Here is a 20,371-nt window from a genome sequence, read left to right as displayed (position 1 = left end):
AAGGTTACTTCTCGATACATTATCTGAGTAACCGCCGGACAAATAAGAGTGCCGTACCCAATGCCAAAAACGAACACATCAGCATCAACAACCTCTTCATCGTTGCAACAGCATACTCCCATGATGCAGCAATATTTGAAAATTAAAGCTGAGCATCCTGATATCCTGTTATTTTATCGTATGGGTGATTTTTACGAACTCTTTTTTGACGATGCTAAAAAGGCCTCTGAACTACTGGATATTTCCCTCACGGCACGAGGAAAATCCGGTGGTAACGCTATTCCTATGGCGGGCGTGCCCTATCATGCGGTGGAAAACTATCTAGCGCGCTTGGTGAAGATGGGTCAATCGGTGGCCATCGTTGAACAAGTAGGCGATCCGGCTACTAGTAAAGGCCCTGTCGAGCGTAAGGTACAACGTATCGTCACACCGGGCACGGTATCAGACGAAGCACTGCTTAATGACAAACAAGACAACATCTTAGCCGCCGTTTTTTGCCCTGTACAAAAAAGCAACCAAGCATTGGTATTTGGCTACGCAACCTTAGATGTGACCAGCGGACGCTTCACTTTGTGTGAACTTAGCGGAGAAGAAGCTCTAGCAGCTGAGCTTCAACGTACGAATCCAGTTGAGCTTTTATACCCAGACGACTTTGCTTTCAGTCATTTAATTGATCAGCGCAAAGGGCTACGTCGCCGCCCTCAGTGGGAATTTGACTTACAAACCGCTACCAGCCAGCTTACCAGCCAATTCGGTACTAACGAATTATCGGGTTTCGGCGTGCAGAATCATCAAATCGGTATATGCGCCGCGGGCTGCGTAATGCAATATATTAAAGATACTCAGCGCTCTGCATTACCTCATATTGACCGAATTGTGCTCGAAGCTCACAACGACACAGTCGTGATGGATGCAGCCACTAGGCGCAACCTTGAACTTACACTAAACCTATCTGGCGGCACTGAAAATACGCTGGCAAGTATACTGGATAAAACCTCGACACCTATGGGCAGCCGTTTATTGCAACGCTGGATCCACAGGCCACTAACTGACGTAACCGTGCTAAAAATGCGCCAACGTAATATCCAAGGTTTAATAGAGTCTCCCTATCCCCAATTACAAGACACCCTGAAAAAAATGGGTGACATACAGCGTGTACTGGCGCGCTTAGCTTTGCGCAGTGCTCGCCCCCGTGACTTCGCGCGTTTGCGCCAAGCATTCGCGCTATTGCCTGATATCCAACACTACCTAGAGCATGAAGTTAGTCATCTTGATAATGACTCACAGCAATGTGGCTTATCTCAATTAGCACAACAAATCAGCCAATACCCCGACTTCGCCGATCTATTAGAGCGTGCGGTCATTGACACGCCACCGGTATTGATCCGAGATGGTGGCGTCATTAAAGAAGGCTACAACGAAGAGCTGGATCATCTGCGTGCCCTGTCAAAAGGGGCTACTGATTATTTAGAAGAATTAGAACAGCGGGAAAAAGAGCGCACCGGCATCGCCAGCCTGAAAGTCGGTTACAACCGCGTGCATGGCTACTTTATTGAAGTCAGTCGCAGTCAATCGGATTTAGTGCCCGTTGAGTATGTTCGTCGCCAAACACTCAAAAATAATGAACGCTATATTATTCCGGAGCTAAAAGAGCACGAAGACAATGTGCTTAGTAGCCAAAGCCGATCATTAGCACTTGAGAAAAAACTATACGATGAGCTTTTCGATATACTCTTACCCAAATTAACACAGCTAATGCAAAGTGCTGATGCGTTAGCAGAATTGGATGTGCTAGCAAATTTGGCCGAACGTGCCGAAAGCTTAGATTACCACTGCCCTGATTTATGCCCACAAAGCGGTATTCATTTTAGCCAGGGCCGTCACCCTGTGGTTGAACAAGTAACAGATGCTCCTTTTATTGCCAATCCCATTGAGGTCAACCCCAACCGCAGAATGTTGGTAATCACCGGGCCGAACATGGGCGGTAAATCAACCTATATGCGCCAAACAGCACTAATCGTATTGATGGCCTATATAGGTAGCTATATCCCCGCACAAGACGCAAAAATAGGCCCTATCGACCGGATATTTACCCGCATAGGGGCGTCGGATGATTTAGCTTCAGGTCGCTCAACGTTTATGGTCGAAATGACCGAAACGGCCAATATTTTGAATAATGCAACCGCAAACAGCTTGGTTTTGATGGATGAGATTGGTCGAGGTACCAGCACCTATGACGGCCTATCTCTGGCTTGGGCTTGTGCTGAATACTTAGCCACTAAATTACAGTCGTTTACCCTTTTCGCCACGCACTATTTTGAATTAACAGGCTTGGCTGAAGCCCTTCCAGAGCTAGCTAATGTGCATTTAGATGCCGTCGAGCACGGCGATACCATTCGCTTTATGCATGCTGTACAAGATGGTGCTGCCAATAAAAGCTATGGCTTACAAGTAGCGCAACTAGCTGGGGTGCCCAAACAAGTGGTGCAAGCAGCGAAACGTAAGTTACATGAACTTGAAACCGGCACATCTGGGAACACGCCAGTAGCAAGGCCTGAAGCACAGTCTAAAGCCATAAAAGCGGATGAAAAGGTGGAAACTCAATTAGATTTACTCGGTCAACCCAGTGAAGCAGAAGAATTACTTTACAGTATTCAACCGGATGATCTTACCCCCAAACAAGCGCTTGAATATTTGTACCAATTAAAAAAGTTAGCAAGGTAGGATAAGGGGGAAATCCCCCTTACAGCCGTTCCAGCAAACTCATTAAACTCATGGGGGTCACAGGCTTTTCTAAAAAACCCACCGCCCCTATTTCATACGCAAGATTAATGGTTTCTTCTGAGGTATCGGCTGAGCACATGACTATTTTTGCCTCAGGTATTTCTTCATGCAAAATACTCAACAGTTCCAAGCCATCCACTTTAGGCAGTTTGATATCCATTAAGATAAGTTGATATTTCTTGCGGCAAACCCGAGACATGACCTCCGCAGAGTCATGTGCGATATCGACATGCACGTATCCGTTTCCTTGTAATACGGTGCAAATAAAGGTGCAGATGGCTTCAACATCATCAACTACCAAAATGGGACGCATTTTATCCATAAAGCTGATCCTTTGACTATTTGGTCAACAGTGTAAACCATTAAAATCTCATTTTCCGTATATTTTTTGCAAAGCGAAGGCGGTTTTCAATTGTCTGTCAGGCTGGGATTAAGTATACTATTGCGCCGTCCGGTACTGAATAATGTCACGTCTTTTAAAAGGCAGCTAGACAACCTCAGTATTAAAAAATCTCATTCAACTCCAACGCCTTAGGGTACTCATGACAAACTATATTTTCGTCACAGGTGGTGTCGTATCATCACTTGGTAAAGGCATTGCTGCTGCATCGCTCGCTGCTATTCTGGAAGCACGTGGTCTTAACGTGACCATGCTTAAGCTCGACCCGTACATTAACGTCGACCCAGGCACTATGAGCCCAATTCAGCACGGTGAAGTGTTTGTCACCGACGACGGCGCAGAAACCGACCTAGATTTAGGTCACTACGAGCGCTTTATTCGTACCCGTATGACTAAACGTAACAACTTCACCACTGGCCGTGTATACGAAGAGGTGATTAAACGTGAACGTCGTGGTGACTACTTAGGTGCGACTATTCAGGTTATTCCCCATATTACCAATGAAATAAAGCGTCGTATTGTCGCAGGCGCAGAAGGCGTCGATGTGGCCATCGTTGAAATTGGTGGTACTGTGGGTGATATCGAATCGCAACCATTTTTGGAAGCCATTCGCCAACTAGGCACTGAAGTCGGCCGCGATCACGCCATGTATATGCACTTAACACTTGTGCCTTATATCGCCGTTTCGGGTGAAGTAAAAACCAAGCCGACACAACACTCGGTGAAAGAGTTGCGGTCAATTGGTATACAGCCTGATATTTTGGTTTGTCGCTCAGAAAGTGCTTTACCCTCAAATGAGCGCTCTAAAATTGCCCTTTTTACTAATGTTGCCGACAAAGCCGTTATTTCGTTAAAAGATGCCAACAGTATTTATAAAATACCGGCTGCGCTTAAAGCCCAAGGTATGGACGAATTAGTGGTTCAACGCTTTGGTTTAGAATGCCCAGAAGCAGACTTAACCGAATGGGAACAAGTACTTTATGCAGAATCAAATCCAGTGGGCGAAGTTACCATAGGTATGATTGGCAAATACGTTGAATTGCCTGATGCCTATAAATCAGTCAATGAAGCGCTTAAACATGCAGGGTTAAAAAACCGCCTAACGGTTAATATTCGCTACGTCGACTCGCAAGATATTGAAAGCAAAGGTGAGCAAGTCCTTAATGGCCTAGATGCTATCCTAGTGCCTGGCGGTTTCGGTGAGCGCGGCATTGAAGGTAAAATAACTGCAGCTAAATATGCTCGAGAGCAAAAAGTACCTTATTTAGGTATTTGCTTGGGCATGCAGGTGGCAATTATTGAGTTTGCTCGTAACGTAGCAGGCCTTGAAAATGCCAATAGTTCAGAGTTTGATCCACAAACCCCTTATCCTGTAGTAGGCTTGATCACCGAATGGTTAGATGCCGATGGCAGTACAGCGCTACGCTCTGAAGCATCAGACTTAGGCGGCACCATGCGATTAGGCAGCCAATTATGCCACCTAATCCCTGATAGCAAGGTTTACGAGTTGTATGGCTCAGCTGAAATATACGAACGTCATCGCCATCGTTACGAGGTCAATAATAACTTACGCGAAAAGTTAGAAACCGCAGGATTGAAAGTCACTGGTCTGTCTACTGACAAACGTCTAGTAGAAGTCATCGAACTAGGCGATCATCCATGGTTTGTCGCTGGGCAATTCCACCCAGAATTTAACTCTACACCCCGTGACGGTCACCCTTTATTTGAAGGGTTTGTGAAAGCCGCGGGCGAATATTATAAAAACAATAATTAGAGCCTGTTACCGTTGGGGCGTATAACGCCCCGCGCTTAATCAAGGCAGAGTAACGATTGAAAACTCAGAATATCTGCTCGCAGATAAACGCTAAATTTTTATAAACAAGGCAACAACTATGTCAAATATCAGTAAAATCATTGGTCGTGAAATCATGGACTCTCGTGGTAACCCCACTGTAGAGGCAGATGTATATTTAGAATCAGGCGTAATGGGTAGAGCAACTGCACCTTCTGGCGCATCTACTGGTTCTCGTGAAGCGTTAGAATTACGCGATGGTGATAAAAGCCGTTATTTAGGCAAAGGCGTATTAAAAGCAGTCGCAGCAATAAACGAAGATATTGCCCCTGCGCTAATTGGTAACAGTGCATTTGAGCAAAAGAAAGTTGACCAAATCATGATCGACTTAGACGGCACCGAAAACAAAGAAAAATTCGGCGCAAACGCTATCCTAGCCGTTTCTCTTGCAGTGGCAAAAGCGGCAGCACTTGATAAGCAAATTCCTTTGTATCAGCACATCTCTGAGCTTAACGGCACAGCGGGCAAATACTCTATGCCAGTACCTATGATGAACATCATCAACGGTGGTGAGCACGCTGACAACAACGTTGATATTCAAGAATTCATGGTTCAACCGGTAGGCGCTGCAAACTTCCGTGAAGCATTGCGCATGGGCGCTGAAATATTCCATAGCTTGAAAAAAGTATTATCTGCTAAGGGTTTAAGCACGGCTGTAGGCGACGAAGGTGGTTTCGCCCCTAACCTTGCTTCAAATGAAGAAGCCCTTAAAGTAATCATTCAAGCCGTTGAAAATGCTGGCTACGAAATGAATAAAGACGTTACCCTAGCCCTAGATTGTGCATCATCTGAGTTCTATGTAGATGGTAAATACGATCTTAAAGGTGAAGGTAAAGTATTCGATTCAGAAACCTTCGGTGATTACCTTGCTGATCTTTCTGCTAAGTACCCTATCATTTCAATCGAAGACGGCCTCGACGAAAGCGATTGGGACGGCTGGGCGAGCTTAACGAAGAAAATCGGTGATAAAGTACAGCTTGTGGGTGACGACTTGTTTGTTACAAACACTAAAATTCTTAAGCGTGGTATCGACAACGGTGTTGCCAACTCGATTTTGATCAAGTTCAACCAAATCGGTTCATTGACTGAAACCCTTGAAGCAATTCGCATGGCACAAGATGCTGGTTTCACAGCGGTTATTTCTCACCGTAGTGGTGAAACTGAAGATGCAACCATTGCTGATTTGGCAGTTGGTACTGCAGCGGGTCAAATCAAAACAGGTTCATTGTGTCGTTCTGACCGTGTTGCTAAGTACAATCAACTATTGCGCATCGAAGAAGCACTAGGTGATGCAGCAACTTACGGCGGACGTAAAGAAATAAAAGGTCAATAAGACCTATATCGAAAGCGCTTTAGCCAAATGCTAAAGCCTTTTGATGTAAATGGGCAGCGTGTGCTGCCCTTCATTTCTTATGGTCACGCCTCCTGCGCAGCCCCAAGTAAATATATTCACTGACTCACATCAGCAGACTCAGTTTGCCGAAATTTGCAATGCGCTTTATGAGCGTGAGTTAATGACACTGGCTCAGCAGCCTTTTAGTAATATCAGTTTATTACAGCGCAAACTCGGCGGCTTACGTCATCACATCAAGCGCGCAGCCTATCATTTTATTCATCACAGTGGCCCACTCACAGTAGATGTGCATAACGCCAGTTGGCAAGCAAAGCAAAGTGCGAGCTGCATTGCCAAAAAGCACGACCCCGCTAAGGTGAGCACGTGGTTTTCACACTATGCGCGCTCTGGATTACCGGTTGCTATTTACAGCAACAATATGAATGGCGAACATTTAGAGCTAGATTCTATCGATAGAATTGATATCGATAATCAATTGCTTCACAGCAACAAATTCGGCTGGTTTAATATGGATGGCACCCGCACTTCCCATGAAACAGCAACTCATCGACCCACCTCTTCTAATGTGACTCAGCAATTGTTATTACGTCCCAGTCGCGCAGTTTTCAGCGCAGCGTGCTGCGGCCATACATGGAACCATAAAGGCCGTGGACAACCACGTACCCTGACCCTTCGCGAATTACTGTTGTCAGGCAGTATTAACTGGAAAAACTTCCGATAAGTCGTATTTGCATCTTCAGATTATTTTAGGCTCTGGTCGGAGTAGCCGCTAAACCGTTAGAAATCAAACTTATATGCCAATTTGTTATATGCCAATTTGTTAACTAAGGTTGACGCAAAAGGCGCAAAGAGTTACAAATACCGCACTGACGTTTCGAGCTTAGATAAAATGACTTCATTACTACTATCAACTCTACTTCTGCTGGCAGCAAGACTGCACGGGTAGGTTGTAAGCGAAACGCAAACAATAACTAAAAACCCGTGCCTAGCAGCACGGGTTTTTTCGTTTATGCGCTGTCACTAGCGTGAATTATTCAAAGAGGAAAACACATGTCTAACCAAGTCAAAATATTCGACACCACGTTACGTGATGGCGAACAAGCGCTAGCTGCAAGTTTGAGTATGAAAGAAAAACTGCAAATTGCCTTAGCGTTAGAACGACTTGGCGTCGATATTATTGAAGCAGGTTTTCCGGTTTCATCCCCAGGTGATTTTCAGTCAGTGCGCAGCATCGCACGAGAAGTTAAAAATGCCACCGTATGCGGCTTATCTCGCGCCCTAGAAAAAGACATTGATGCTTGCGGTGAAGCATTAAATATTGCCGAAAACTTCCGAATTCACACCTTTATCGCCACCTCAGATATTCACGTTGCCAGTAAATTGCGCATGTCACAAGATGACGTAGTGAACATGGCAGTAAAAGCGATTAAACATGCTGGGCGCTACACTGACGATATTGAGTTTTCCTGTGAAGATGCAGGCCGTACACCTATCGATTACCTATGCCGCATGGTCGAGTCAGCAATTAGCGCTGGGGCAACGACTGTTAACATTCCTGACACCGTGGGGTATACCACTCCAACTGAATTTGGCGGCATCATTCAAAACTTGTTTAACCGCGTGCCAAATATCGATAAAGCGACCATCTCTGTGCATTGCCACAACGACTTAGGGCTGGCCGTAGCCAATTCATTAGTCGCTGTCGAGTACGGAGCGCGCCAAATTGAATGTACCATCAATGGCATTGGTGAACGTGCAGGTAACTGCTCTCTAGAAGAAATCGCCATGATTTTGCAAACTCGCCAGGCCATGTTGGGGTTGAGCACCAATATCCGCAGCCAAGAGATATCTCGTACGTCAAAGTTAGTCAGTCAGCTGTGTAATATGCCGGTGCAATCAAACAAAGCAATTGTTGGGGCCAATGCTTTTAGTCATTCTTCGGGTATTCATCAAGATGGTGTCTTAAAAGCGCAGAACACCTATGAGATAATGACCCCTGAAAGCGTGGGTATAAACAAAAACAATTTGAATCTAACCTCTCGCTCGGGCCGTCACGTTATCAAGCATCGACTCGAAGAGCTTGGTTATAAAGCCCAAGACTATGACTTAGATACCTTATACGCTTCATTCGTAAAATTAGCCGATAAAAAGGGCCAAGTGTTCGATTACGACCTTGAAGCCTTACTATTTTTTGATAAGCAAAAGCCTACTGACGAACACTACAAGTTACTGTATTTGCAAGCCAGTTCAGGCAAAGAGATTATTCCTAGCGCAACCGTTAAATTACAGGTGGGCGACGAAGAAATCATCGAGTCTTGCACAGGAAACGGCCCAGTAGATGCAGCCTATAATGCCATCATCAAAGTATTAGGCCACGAACAACTTGAAATCGTTGACTTCAAACTGGACTCAAAAGGTGAAGGCGCAGATGCACTCGCCCAAGTGAGCGTCATTGTTGAATACAATGGCCGCCGCTTTAACGGTATTGGGCTTGCCACAGATATCGTCGAATCAGGCGTTAAGGCTTTGATCCACGTATTGAACAACACCCATTTAGCCGATCAAATTGATCATCAGAAAAAGCAACAAACACAAACTGCCGGAGTTTAAGTAGCACATGTCGAATTACAACATTGCCGTATTAGCGGGAGATGGTATTGGCCCAGAGGTCATGCAAGAAGCAAAGAAAGTATTATCAGTGGTCGAACAGCAGTTTAATGTATCGTTTACCCTTAACGAATTTGATGTAGGCGGTATCGCCATTGATAACCACGGCAAAGCCCTGCCCGATGCAACCTTAAAAGGCTGTGAAGACGCCCAAGCAATATTGTTCGGCTCTATTGGTGGGCCCAAATGGGATAGCCTTCCTCTAGAAGAGCGCCCAGAACGTGCTGCACTACTTGCTTTGCGTGGTCACTTTGATTTGTTCAGCAATTTACGCCCAGCGAAAATTTACCCTGGCCTTGAGTCGCTTTCCCCGCTGCGCTCGGATATTGCCGCAAGCGGCTTTGATGTTTTAGTGGTCCGTGAGCTTACCAGTGGTATTTACTTTGGCCAGCCTAAAGGCATAGAAGGCGAAGGTGAAGAACAATTCGCCTACGACACTATGCGTTACAGCAAAAAAGAAATCCGCCGTATTGCCGTAAGTGCATTTGAAGCGGCACAAAAACGCGGTAAAAAAGTCACCTCGGTTGATAAAGCCAACGTACTCGTATGCAGCCGTTTATGGCGAGAAGTCACTGAAGAAGTGGCTAAAGACTACCCAGAAGTGACCCTAGAGCACATATACATTGATAACGCGACCATGCAGTTATTGCGCTACCCAGGTGATTTTGACGTGATGCTTTGCTCTAATTTATTCGGCGATATTATCTCTGATGAGTGCGCCATGATCACAGGCTCAATGGGCTTATTGCCATCTGCCAGTATCAATAGCGAAAACTTCGGTTTATATGAGCCTGCAGGCGGTTCAGCGCCCGATATCGCAGGTAAAGGAATTGCGAATCCTATTGCGCAAATCTTATCAGCATCTATGTTACTGCGTTTTAGCCTAAATCTAACCGACGCCGCTGACGCAATTGACGCAGCAGTAGTCAAAACGTTAGCTGATGGCGTATTAACCGGTGAATTGTTAAGCCCCGAAAAACGCGACCAAGCCAAATCGACCAGTGAAGTAGGCGACTACATAGCCAATATAATCGCCAGCGCAAACGCATAAAGGAAAGACCAGATGAGTACCACCTTATACGACAAGATATTTCAGGCCCATATTGTCGATGAAATCGGCGACGATGCACTTTTGTACATCGATCGCCACCTGATCCATGAAGTCACATCACCTCAAGCATTTGACGGTTTGGTACAAAAAGGACGTAAAGTACGTCGTCCAGACCTAACGTTTGCCACTATGGATCACAGCATTTCTACCCGCTCGTTAGCCATTGATGCTTGCGGCCCAGCCAATAAATTGCAACTACAGACCTTAGCGGATAACTGTGCTGCAAACGGAATTGAACTGTTTCCAGTGGGTCACCAAAAACAAGGTATCGTCCACGTGATGGGCCCTGAGCTAGGTTTAATTAAGCCTGGCATGACAGTGGTATGTGGTGATTCACACACAGCAACCCACGGCGCATTTGGTGCCCTAGCCTTTGGTATTGGTACCTCGCAAGTTGAGCATGTATTCGCGACCCAAACCCTAAAGCAAAGCAAAGCTAAATGCATGAAAGTCGAAGTAACTGGTCCCCGCCCTCTAGGCGTGACAGCTAAAGATATTATTTTGGCCATTATTGGTAAAATAGGTCATGCGGGTGCTACGGGCTGCGTTATCGAGTACTGCGGAGACACTATTGAAGGCTTGAGCATGGAAGAGCGCATGACAGTGTGCAACATGAGTATCGAAGCTGGCGCAAAGGCAGGTCTTATCGCCCCTGACCAAAAGACATTTGATTACCTTGAAGGTCGTGAGTACGCCCCTAAAGGTGCAGACTGGGATGCCGCCGTTGCATACTGGAAAACCCTTAAATCTGATGCAGATGCTAACTTTGATATTGTGGTTGAGCTTGCCGCCAAAGACATCGCTCCACAAGTAACCTGGGGAACTAACCCTGGCCAAGTTATTGGTGTTAATCAGCCTATTCCAGCTCCCGAAAACTTCAGCGACCCAATCGATCGTGATTCCGCCGTCAAAGCGTTGAAATACATGGACCTTAAAGCCGGGCAAAAACTCTCTGACTTAACCGTCAACCACGTGTTTATCGGTTCATGTACCAATGGACGCATTGAAGACATGCGCGCGGCTGCCGAAATTGCCAAGCAAGGTAAAGTCGCCAATCACGTCACTGCCATTGTTGTGCCAGGCTCTGTAGCCGTTAAAGCGCAAGCGGAAGCTGAGCAGCTAGATAAAGTATTCCTTGAAGCAGGCTTTGAGTGGCGTTTACCTGGGTGTTCAATGTGCCTAGGCATGAACGACGACATTTTAGGTCAAGGCGATCGCTGCGCTTCTACCAGCAACCGCAATTTTGAAGGTCGACAAGGGCGCGGCGCTCGTACTCACTTAGTGAGCCCTGCGATGGCAGCCGCAGCAGCATTAGCCGGTCACTTCGCCGACACCCGTGACTTTGTTGGCAACGATTAATAATTAGGAATAACCATGAGCAATCAAACTACCCCAGCAACCACTGGCATCAGCGTTCATACCGGCCATGTAGCGCCACTGAATCAAGCGAATGTGGATACTGACCAAATCATTCCTAAACAGTTTTTGACCTCGGTAACGAAAAGCGGTTATGGAAAACATCTGTTTCATGATTGGCGTTATTTAGATTTACATGAACAAGAGCCGAACCCAGATTTTGTGCTGAACAAACCAGAGCATCAAGGTGCCAGTATTTTACTTACCCGTGAAAACTTTGGTTGTGGCTCAAGCCGAGAACACGCGCCTTGGTCCCTTGATGACTATGGTTTCAAAGTGGTCATCGCCACCAGCTTTGCTGACATTTTTTACGGTAACTGTATCAACAATAGCTTGTTACCCGTAAAGCTTGAGAGCTCAGAAATAGATACGCTTTTCGAAGCGGTAGCTCAAGATCCGGCCTGTCAGGTTATCGTTGATTTACCGCAACAAGAAGTACGTTTTAATGATCAGGTCATCGCCTTTGATATCGCGCCTCATCATAAGAACAACTTGATAAAAGGACTTGATGCCATAGGCCAAACCCTTGAGCTTGATAGTCAAATAACAGCGTTTGAAGAAAAGCAACCTGCTTGGAAATACTAGTTCACTAGGCGTTTTAGCTAACTATCGATTTTCGTTAGCTAAGCGTTTTAGTTAGCTAAGCATCCGCCCACGGCGTGGCCCAGATAAATTCAGGGCTACGCTGCTTTATTTTTATTATACAAATGAAAAAATCATACAAATGAAAAAACTGTCATTCGCTGCCACCTCATTAACAGTAAACATCGTTCCTTTCGCTAACCCACTGAAATAAAACTGTTTTTTAATGCTCCTTCTAAATAGGAGATCTTACCAGCACTGAAAACGTTTACACCCGCCTTGGCTAACGCTAATCTATCCATTAACGCGACTTCCCGTAAGAGAGAATTTTTTGGCTAAGCTAGGCATAAAAGACATTGCAGCGATTTCCGGTGTCTCCCCCGCTACCGTTTCACGTACTTTACGCAATCCCGATATTGTGAGTGAAGAAACCCGCAAGAAAGTCATGAAAGCCGTAGAAGAAGGTGGCTACACGCCCAGTCGTTTTGGTGCCAACTTACGCACCCAAAAAAGCGGTAATATTATTGTCGTCATGCCGGATATTACCAACCAAGTAAATGCTGGGATCATTCGCGCAATTGAACGCGAAGCGCAAAAAGCGGGCTATTCTATTTTACTTGGTGATACCCAAGGTCTAGCTGAGCGAGAAAAACACTATGCCAATATGGCCCAATCAGGGCAAGCTGACGGTGTGCTGTTGTTTACTTTTCACATGCCCTTTAATCTAACTAAAAATCTGCCTGCCGCCAAACAACTGCCGCCCATTGTGAACTCTTGTGAGTCCATCCCTATCGAAGGGATCAGCAAAGTCATGATCGATAATACAGCAGGCGCTAGGACCGCTGTGGAGCATTTACTCAGCCTTGGGCACAAGCGTATTGCTGCGGTTATGGGCCCTAGAGATACGCCAAGCACCCTTGAGCGCCTCAAGGGATACTATAGCGCGCTGAAAGAGGCTGGTATTGAAGTAGATGAACAATTAGTTATTCGCGGTGACTACGGCGTAGACTCAGGTATGGGCGCCATGGAGCAATTACTCAAGCTAAGACGTCGACCCACTGCCGTGTTTTGCTTCAGTGACGATATGGCCATTGGCGCGATGAGTGTATTGCAAGAAAATGGTTTTCATATTCCCCAAGATATTTCTATCATGGGTTTCGATGATATTCGCTACGCACGCTTAATGACTCCTGCTCTAACCACGATCCACCAACCATTAGAGGAAATAGGAAAAGCCTGTATTGAGCTGTTATTAGAGCAACTTGACGGTAAAACTGACAAGCCAAGATATGTTGAGCTGCCGTTTTCACTTGTGGTGCGTCAAAGTACCGGCCCTGCCCCCGTCGATTGATAACAAGATATTTATCACAGCCAGAATCCATTACACTAAAAGAAATATCCCTTTAGTGAGTGAAATATGAAAAAAGTACTAGCGATTTTCGGCAGTCTATTGTTATTAAATGCGTGTGATTCAAATGAAGTTGGCGACGTAAGCTTAGGTTTATTTACCACCAAAGACATCAAGTTAAATATCCTACAAGATCCACTTATCAGTGGGGTGACGTGTCATGTTGCCAGTATCGAAGCGGATCTCAGTTTCTCAGATCCATCCGATAGCGCTATCGCCTGTCGCCAAACGGGTGAAATCACCCCTGATATGATTGCTCAAATTGATAAATCAGCGTCAGGTGACGTCGTGTTTAAAAAATCAAAAAGCGTATTCTTTAAGAGCATGAAAATACGACGTATTTTCGATCCCCGCAGTCAAACACTGATGTACGTGTCTTATTCCACCAAAGAAACATCAGGAAGCTTTAAACACAGCTTATCTACGGTTCCTCTGTGGGGAACCAAGGCATACAATAGCTACACAGGCTCTTAGGCTTTGAGCTTTTGTAGGCTGTAGGCACCGCACGCGTAAATTAAAAAACGCTCCCACATGCAAACTACCTTGCGGGAGCGATTGAGGAAACTTGTCGAGGCCAGGTACTGAATGGCATCAAACTAGCTTTGTACGATCGTCGCCGTTATGTGGTGTTCGCCGCTATACTGGGCATAATCAATCAAATTACCCGTCACTGCTTTACCATCAATTTCTAATTGCACCTCACCCACTCCCAAACCATCTGGGTTAAGTACTTCAATACAATAATGCGCTTTTCTAAAGCGGCGGCTAACCACAAAACTCGGCCAATGAGCGGGGATACAAGGCGTAATGGTTAACCCAGCATAATCAGGTCTTATTCCTAAAATGTACTGCGTTGCCCCGTAATAACACCACGCAGCGGTTCCCGTTAACCATGAATTTTTAGCTTGTCCTGGCGTTGCCGCATCATTACCGGCAATCATTTGGCTATAAACGTAGGGCTCTGTTTTATGCAGTTTTTGCATATGCTGCAAGTAGGCTGGTGAGATACTGGCAAAGTACTCCAATGCTTTATCACCGCGCCCGAGCATGGCCTCTGCTACCATGATCCACGGGTTGTTATGACAAAATATACCGGCGTTCTCTTTGTAACCAGGAGGGTAAGAGGAAATTTCCCCTAAGTACTTGTCATAAGTACTAAATGCAGGCTGATTAAGCATAATCCCATGTGGGGTGGCTAAGTGTTTCTCAACCGAGTCGAGCGCCTGTCGCGCTTTACCGTCCGTAATTCCGATGCCCGCCATTACGCAAAATCCTTGGGATTCAATAAAGATTTTGCCCTCTTTATTCTCGTGACTACCGATTTTTTCGCCCTTGGCGTTATACGCTCGTAAAAACCACTGCCCATCCCAGCCGTGAGCGAGCACAGCTTCTCGCATTTTATCTACTTGCTGCTGAGCGCCATGGGCTATATCACTTTTGCCCAGTTGCATGCATAACTCGATAAAGTCTTGGCCGTAAAGCACAAATTGCCCAGCGATCATCAAAGACTCAGCCACGTCTGACTTACCGCGCTGAGTTGTTTGATAGGATTCATTTGGATCTTCAGAAAAGCAATTTAGGTTCAAGCAATCGTTCCAATCCGCTCGCCCTATTAAGGGTAAGCCATGGGGACCAAGATTATTAACGACGTGCTCGAACGCACGCCTTAAGTGCTCGAAATGATCGGGGCCGCCTGACTCATCCCCGTCAAATCCTACTTTTTCATCCAAAACCGTAAAGTCACCGGTTTCTTTTATGTAATTAACTGTAGATAGCACCATCCACATTGGATCGTCGTTAAAGTTGCCACCAATATTTGCATTGCCTTTTTTGGTCAGTGGCTGATATTGATGATACGCCGAGCCATCGCTTTTTTGGGTGGCGCTTAAGTCCAAAATGCGTTGACGAACCTTGTCTGGCACCATATGCGCGAACCCAATGGTATCTTGGTTCGAATCCCTAAAACCCATTCCGCGCCCTATACCTGACTCATAAAATGACGCACTGCGTGACAAATTAAAAGTCACCATGTTCTGATATTGATTCCAGATATTCAACGAGCGGTTTAACTTAGGGTCAGGGCTATTGAGACGAAAGTTCCCGAGTAAACTATCCCAATACGTGGCCAATGCATCTAATGCTTTTTGTACATCACACTGAGTTTTGTAGCGATTTATCATCTGTTTAGCGGGGGCTTTGTTGATAATACCTGGCGACTGCCATTTATCGTTTTTGGCCACTTCACAGTAACCCAATACAAATACGAATGTTCGCTCTTCTCCTGGCGCTAACGCTACTTCTAAGTGATGAGACGCAATCGGCGACCAACCGTGGGCATGAGAATTCGTCGCCTTGCCTTGTTCAACACACAAGGGATTTTCTACTCCTCGATAAGGCCCCAAAAAACGTTCTCTGTCGGTATCAAAACCGCATACTGGTTGGTTTACCGAATAAAACGCATAGTGGTTACGGCGCTCTCTGAATTCAGTTTTGTGATAAATTACCCCGTCTTCGACTTCCACTTCACCGGTGGACAAATTACGTTGAAAATTGCTGCCATCATCTTCTGCATTCCACAAACACCATTCAACATAGGAAAATAGACTGATTTTTCTGTGCACAGAAGCAGTATTTTTAAGCGTTAAACTGTGTACTTCTGCCGTTTCCCCTAAAGGAACGAAGCAGGTTAATTCAGAACTTATGCCTTTATGCGTGACTAAAAAGCGGCTGTAGCCCATACCGTGGCGACATTCATATTGCTCTGGTTGTTGCTGTACCGGCCGGCCTGACGCAGACCAAATATCATCATCGCACTTTAAGTAAAAATACCGGCCAGATGTATCCACCGGAACGCTGTTGTAACGATAGCGGGTCAAACGGCGGAATTTAGGATCTTGATAAAAGCTATAGCCCCCAGCTGTATTTGAAATTAAGCCGTAAAAACCGTCATTGCCCAAGTAGTTTATCCATGGCGTTGGGGTAAAAGGTGTTGTTATGACATATTCTTTTTGTTGATCATCAAAATAGCCAAATTCGGTGTTATTTGCATCTATGGTTGGCTCGCTCATGAATAAAACTCTCTATTGGTAAATACGCTGCTCGTTAGCAAAAGCGCTATTGATGATGGGTTTGAATGGCGCTTCGACGCGCAATAAGCTCAGCATTCATTTGCTGTTGGCGCTTTTCAGTCAAGGGGTAAAACAGCATCAGCAGTGCGCCTGCCAGCCCAAAAGCGGCAGGTATAAAGCTCATGAGTTGCTGCATGCCAGGTAACGAGGCTTCAACCGTCGTGGCATCCATTCCGTCGTATCCATAGCCTGCCAGCACCACAAGGACTAGGGCACCAGCAAAACCATTACCGGTCTTTTGCACGAAGGTGCCTGCGGAATAAACCAGCCCTGTGGCGCGGCGGCCATTGCGCCACTCTGAATAATCAGCAGCGTCGCCTAACATGCTAAAGAAAAGCGTCGGCATCATGGCGGCAAAAAATTCCGCTGCACAACCAAGCACAAATATGTAGCTCACACTCTCGCCTGGTAGCCAATAAAAACCGCAGGTGAGGACACTACTAAGTAGCAAGGCAACAATGAATAAATTGCGCCGCCCCAATTTGCGAGCTAAGTAGCTAGTGCACAGTGCCCCTAATATCGACACCACTAGCAAAGCAATAAAATACTGCCCTGTGAGTAATTCATCGCCCACAAAGTATTTAAAGTAATAGGCGATAACACTGTACTTAATCCCGTTGTACATCATGGTAAGAAAGCCCATTCCTAACAAAATCAACCAAGGTTTATTGGTCAGTAAATCAAGCATGTCTAGCTGCGTACCTGATTTATCTCCTTGGGGACGATTCAACATTCGACGTACGAACCATGTTGCGACCGCGAAAACCAAAACAAAGAAAAGCCCACTAATGACGTTGCGGTAATAAAAGAACAAGGTCATTGAAAGCAGCGGAAGCAGCACAAAGGGAGATTGCTTGGTGAGATCCCAAAGCTCACTACGCAGGCTATTGCGAGTTTGCACTATAGGAACAACGCGTTCTTTCGTGGTGGCCACTGAGGTGACCATAAGTGCCATCAATAATCCGGCGAACACATACATGGTGTACTGATACCCCTTGGCATCGTTACCATCCCCAAAAAGCGCCACCAACGCGGGCAAAAAGCCCATAACGAACAGTCCCCCTACAAAGGCACCGGCAAAGCGAAACCCTGATAAACTAGTACGCTCTTTATCATCATCGGTCATGACCCCCATAAGGGCTGAATAAGGCACGTTGTTGACGGTATAGGCCAGCGTTAAGCCGATATAGGTTAAATAGGCATACAGCAACTTTCCCGTGTCGCTTAAATTTGGGGTGGTGAAACACAGCACCATGAAAGCGCCTAGAAAGGGAGTAGACCACAAAATCCATGGGCGAAACTTACCCCAGGACGTTTGAGTGCGATCCGCTATCATGCCCATGATGATGTCAGTCATACCATCGGTAAGGCGGACGACCAAAAATAAAATAGCGGCGGCCGAGGCGGCTAATCCAAAAGTATCCGTGTAAAAAACAGCAAGGTAGGCTAATGCCCCGCGCCAGACTAAATTAGCCGCAGCGTCCCCCATGGCATACCCCACTTTTTCATACAGTGGTAGTTTATTCATTGGGTAGGCTTCATGAGTTCAAGGTGCTGATTAGATTGGTGCATTGTTGTTATTCCTTTTCCAGTATCGCTTGGCTTCTCGTCAGCCGCTTTAGCTGCGCACATCATAGTTAGGCAAGTGACGTGTAGCGAACATCATCAGCGCGAAAGTGAAAGGTCATTACGAACACGAAGCCACGCCTAATGTATTCAGTAATGCCTAACTTAAATGCAAATGAAAACGTTTTCAACACCTTTATACATTTTTAAATTCGCTCTCTAAAATGATGCAATAGCTGGCCAAATAGTAGGAAAAAAAGATAGCAGTGACCGGCGCTTTGCGCAGGCACTGTGATAAGCCATGTCATTAAGCTCGTGAAACCCAAGTTACGACTGCCCTGCCCTTAGGTTAGTCATCAGTGACTTTAGGCAAGGTTTAATGGCTAGTTACACTCTAGGATTAGTTGCACTCTAGGACTAGTTACTCTCTAAAGGTAGCTACACTTTTTGAAAGCCATATTGCACAACGTGCTTAAGCAATTGACGATTGCTTTTCAATCCGCCCATTAATTTGTGCAGTCGCTGCTGGTTCTCTTGCAGGTGCTTAATGGCGCTTTGCGGCGCATCAAACTCTCTGGAAGACACATCATTCAAGGTTTCAAACCCCATGCCATACAACACGTATTGATAACTTGCCGAGGGGAACATGATTTCATTTTGCACGAAATCACTGCGATTAGGTGGTTGATACCGCCACTGAGTGAGTAAATCATTCAGCCTAGGGGATACAGAGTCAGGTGCCCGCATTTGTTGCCAGTAGGGCTCGGTTCGCTCGCTTAACACATAGTGTAATTTTAAAAACTCGACGATATTTTCCCAATGTAAAAGAAAACGACGATTAAAATTATCACGGGTGATTTGCATATGCTGTGCTGTCACCGGTAGGTTTTCAGCAATGGCGGTGGCTGACAACTCTACTAACGCTAATGCCGAAGCTTCTAATGGCTCTAAAAACCCTGCTGACAAACCTACTGCTACACAGTTTTTATGCCAAAAGTGGCTGCGATGCCCAGGCTCGAAACTAATCTTACGAGCACTGAGAGAGTCAGCGACTTCGCCACCAACAGATTGGGCGACGTAAGCTTTAAGCGTGCGCAGAGCTTGTTGATCGTCTGTGTGCTTGCAGGAATAGGTATACCCCACGCCGCGTCGGTCCTGTAGGCCTATATCCCACACCCAGCCGGCCTCTTGCGCTGTGGAAATTGTTGCCGAAGCTATGGGTTCATCGGGCGTGGAATAAGGCACGTGTAAAGCCATGGCACTGTCGTTAAACAATACTGATTTTTTGTCGATAAATGGCACATTAAAATGTTGCCCCAGTAATAGCGAGCGTGCACCAGAACAGTCAACAAACAAGTCTGCGTTAAGCTCGCCATTGGCGCGAGTTTGCAATGCTTTAATATCGCCATTGTCGTGACTCACCACGCCTTCGACGTGATCTTGAATATAAGTTACCCCAAGATTCTGCACACAATGCTGCTGCAACATTTGGCTAAACTTACCCGCATCTAAATGATAGCCATAATTAAGTACTCCGGCATATTCGGGGGTAGCATTTTGCTTAGGCGCTAAGCCCGCTTGGCAAATCTGACTTTGAGCACAAACCACATCTGCAAAAGCGTGCCCTTGGCCGTGTGTTTTCCAAGCACTGTATTGATTCGCTTGACCGTAGCCATTGGGGATCACAAATGGATGATAGTAAAAGTCATTGTCAGCGCCGTTTTTCCAGCCAACAAATTTTGAGCCTTGTTTAAAGGCTGCGCCGCAATGTCGAATGAAATCTGTTTCGCTAAGGCCCATTCGCTGAAGGGAATTGCGCATTGACGGCCACGTGCCCTCGCCAACGCCAACTATATTCACCTCAGGAGATTCGACTAGGGTTACCTTTATCTTGCTATTTTGCTTGTTGCACTGATGCTCTGCGGCAATGATGCCGGCAGTTAACCAACCTGCACTTCCACCACCGACAACGAGGATATTTTTAATACTGCGATGACTCATTCGTAACTACCAATATTAGAATCAATGTTAAAACCTAAATATAAAACGAATTGCACTCCCTAACGAGATGCATGCTATCACTCAATACTAACGCAAGTGGGT

At 45.8% G+C, this 20,371-nt stretch carries 14 protein-coding genes; 10 read left to right on the top strand and 4 right to left on the bottom strand.

All coding sequences use genetic code 11. The features are described 5' to 3' along the window. Nucleotides 1-60: 60 nt before the first annotated feature. Nucleotides 61-2,724 (top strand): DNA mismatch repair protein MutS, encoded by a 2,664-nt coding sequence (gene mutS, locus GCHA_RS11980; protein WP_007988511.1) that lies wholly within the window; start codon nt 61-63, stop codon nt 2,722-2,724. Nucleotides 2,725-2,743: 19 nt separating this feature from the next. On the opposite strand, the gene GCHA_RS11975 is transcribed toward mutS, so the two are convergent. Further along, nucleotides 2,744-3,106 (bottom strand): response regulator, encoded by a 363-nt coding sequence (locus GCHA_RS11975; RefSeq protein WP_007988509.1) that lies wholly within the window; start codon nt 3,104-3,106, stop codon nt 2,744-2,746. Between the two features lie 220 nt (nt 3,107-3,326). Here GCHA_RS11975 and pyrG point away from each other — a divergent pair, with 220 nt between their 5' ends. The 9 genes from pyrG (at nt 3,327) to GCHA_RS11930 (ending at nt 14,048) form a co-directional block, all read left to right on the top strand. Continuing rightward, entirely contained in the window at nt 3,327-4,958 is a 1,632-nt protein-coding gene (pyrG, locus tag GCHA_RS11970; protein WP_007988507.1) for a CTP synthase, read from the top strand. A gap of 118 nt (nt 4,959-5,076) precedes the next feature. Then, on the top strand, nt 5,077-6,369 hold the full coding sequence (eno, locus tag GCHA_RS11965) for a phosphopyruvate hydratase (protein ID WP_007988505.1): 1,293 nt from the start codon (nt 5,077-5,079) through the stop codon (nt 6,367-6,369). Between the two features lie 79 nt (nt 6,370-6,448). Beyond that, nucleotides 6,449-7,111 (top strand): hypothetical protein, encoded by a 663-nt coding sequence (locus tag GCHA_RS11960; protein ID WP_007988504.1) that lies wholly within the window; start codon nt 6,449-6,451, stop codon nt 7,109-7,111. A gap of 329 nt (nt 7,112-7,440) precedes the next feature. Beyond that, the gene (gene leuA / locus GCHA_RS11955; protein ID WP_007988502.1) at nt 7,441-9,000 is read left to right on the top strand and encodes a 2-isopropylmalate synthase; all 1,560 of its coding nucleotides are present in this window, start codon (nt 7,441-7,443) and stop codon (nt 8,998-9,000) included. Nucleotides 9,001-9,007: 7 nt separating this feature from the next. Beyond that, nucleotides 9,008-10,108: a 3-isopropylmalate dehydrogenase gene (leuB, locus tag GCHA_RS11950; protein WP_007988499.1), complete on the top strand. Its 1,101-nt coding sequence runs from the start codon at nt 9,008-9,010 to the stop codon at nt 10,106-10,108. 12 nt (nt 10,109-10,120) lie between these two features. Next, on the top strand, nt 10,121-11,527 hold the full coding sequence (gene leuC, locus GCHA_RS11945) for a 3-isopropylmalate dehydratase large subunit (RefSeq protein ID WP_007988497.1): 1,407 nt from the start codon (nt 10,121-10,123) through the stop codon (nt 11,525-11,527). 15 nt (nt 11,528-11,542) lie between these two features. Further along, nucleotides 11,543-12,169, top strand: a complete 627-nt coding sequence (leuD, locus tag GCHA_RS11940; RefSeq protein WP_007988495.1) for a 3-isopropylmalate dehydratase small subunit — start codon at nt 11,543-11,545, stop codon at nt 12,167-12,169. A gap of 328 nt (nt 12,170-12,497) precedes the next feature. Beyond that, nucleotides 12,498-13,517, top strand: coding sequence for a LacI family DNA-binding transcriptional regulator (locus GCHA_RS11935; protein ID WP_007988493.1), 1,020 nt, complete (start codon nt 12,498-12,500; stop codon nt 13,515-13,517). Between the two features lie 66 nt (nt 13,518-13,583). After that, complete coding sequence (locus GCHA_RS11930) at nt 13,584-14,048, top strand: CreA family protein (protein ID WP_007988491.1); 465 nt, start codon at nt 13,584-13,586, stop codon at nt 14,046-14,048. 122 nt (nt 14,049-14,170) lie between these two features. Here GCHA_RS11930 and GCHA_RS11925 read toward each other — a convergent pair whose 3' ends face one another. The 3 genes from GCHA_RS11925 to GCHA_RS11915 all read right to left on the bottom strand — a co-directional run bounded on the left by GCHA_RS11925 (nt 14,171) and on the right by GCHA_RS11915 (nt 20,269). Continuing rightward, nucleotides 14,171-16,642: a glycoside hydrolase family 94 protein gene (locus tag GCHA_RS11925; protein WP_007988489.1), complete on the bottom strand. Its 2,472-nt coding sequence runs from the start codon at nt 16,640-16,642 to the stop codon at nt 14,171-14,173. Nucleotides 16,643-16,688: 46 nt separating this feature from the next. Continuing rightward, entirely contained in the window at nt 16,689-18,230 is a 1,542-nt protein-coding gene (locus GCHA_RS11920) for an MFS transporter (RefSeq protein ID WP_007988487.1), read from the bottom strand. A 476-nt stretch (nt 18,231-18,706) separates the two neighbouring features. Further along, complete coding sequence (locus GCHA_RS11915; RefSeq protein ID WP_007988480.1) at nt 18,707-20,269, bottom strand: tryptophan halogenase family protein; 1,563 nt, start codon at nt 20,267-20,269, stop codon at nt 18,707-18,709. Between the last annotated feature and the right edge of the window lie 102 nt (nt 20,270-20,371).

The sequence above is a fragment of the Paraglaciecola chathamensis S18K6 genome, from assembly GCA_000314955.1.
GTDB lineage: Bacteria > Pseudomonadota > Gammaproteobacteria > Enterobacterales > Alteromonadaceae > Paraglaciecola > Paraglaciecola chathamensis.
Note: the sequence above shows the minus strand (reverse complement) of the source record. Positions and strands in the feature narration are given on the sequence as shown.

Coding starts and splice junctions, on each gene's coding strand:
- mutS (WP_007988511.1), top strand. CDS start 61: ATGCCAAAAACGAACACATCAGCATCAACAACCTCTTCATCGTTGCAA.
- GCHA_RS11975 (WP_007988509.1), bottom strand. CDS start 3,106: ATGGATAAAATGCGTCCCATTTTGGTAGTTGATGATGTTGAAGCCATC.
- pyrG (WP_007988507.1), top strand. CDS start 3,327: ATGACAAACTATATTTTCGTCACAGGTGGTGTCGTATCATCACTTGGT.
- eno (WP_007988505.1), top strand. CDS start 5,077: ATGTCAAATATCAGTAAAATCATTGGTCGTGAAATCATGGACTCTCGT.
- GCHA_RS11960 (WP_007988504.1), top strand. CDS start 6,449: ATGGTCACGCCTCCTGCGCAGCCCCAAGTAAATATATTCACTGACTCA.
- leuA (WP_007988502.1), top strand. CDS start 7,441: ATGTCTAACCAAGTCAAAATATTCGACACCACGTTACGTGATGGCGAA.
- leuB (WP_007988499.1), top strand. CDS start 9,008: ATGTCGAATTACAACATTGCCGTATTAGCGGGAGATGGTATTGGCCCA.
- leuC (WP_007988497.1), top strand. CDS start 10,121: ATGAGTACCACCTTATACGACAAGATATTTCAGGCCCATATTGTCGAT.
- leuD (WP_007988495.1), top strand. CDS start 11,543: ATGAGCAATCAAACTACCCCAGCAACCACTGGCATCAGCGTTCATACC.
- GCHA_RS11930 (WP_007988491.1), top strand. CDS start 13,584: ATGAAAAAAGTACTAGCGATTTTCGGCAGTCTATTGTTATTAAATGCG.
- GCHA_RS11925 (WP_007988489.1), bottom strand. CDS start 16,642: ATGAGCGAGCCAACCATAGATGCAAATAACACCGAATTTGGCTATTTT.
- GCHA_RS11920 (WP_007988487.1), bottom strand. CDS start 18,230: ATGAATAAACTACCACTGTATGAAAAAGTGGGGTATGCCATGGGGGAC.
- GCHA_RS11915 (WP_007988480.1), bottom strand. CDS start 20,269: ATGAGTCATCGCAGTATTAAAAATATCCTCGTTGTCGGTGGTGGAAGT.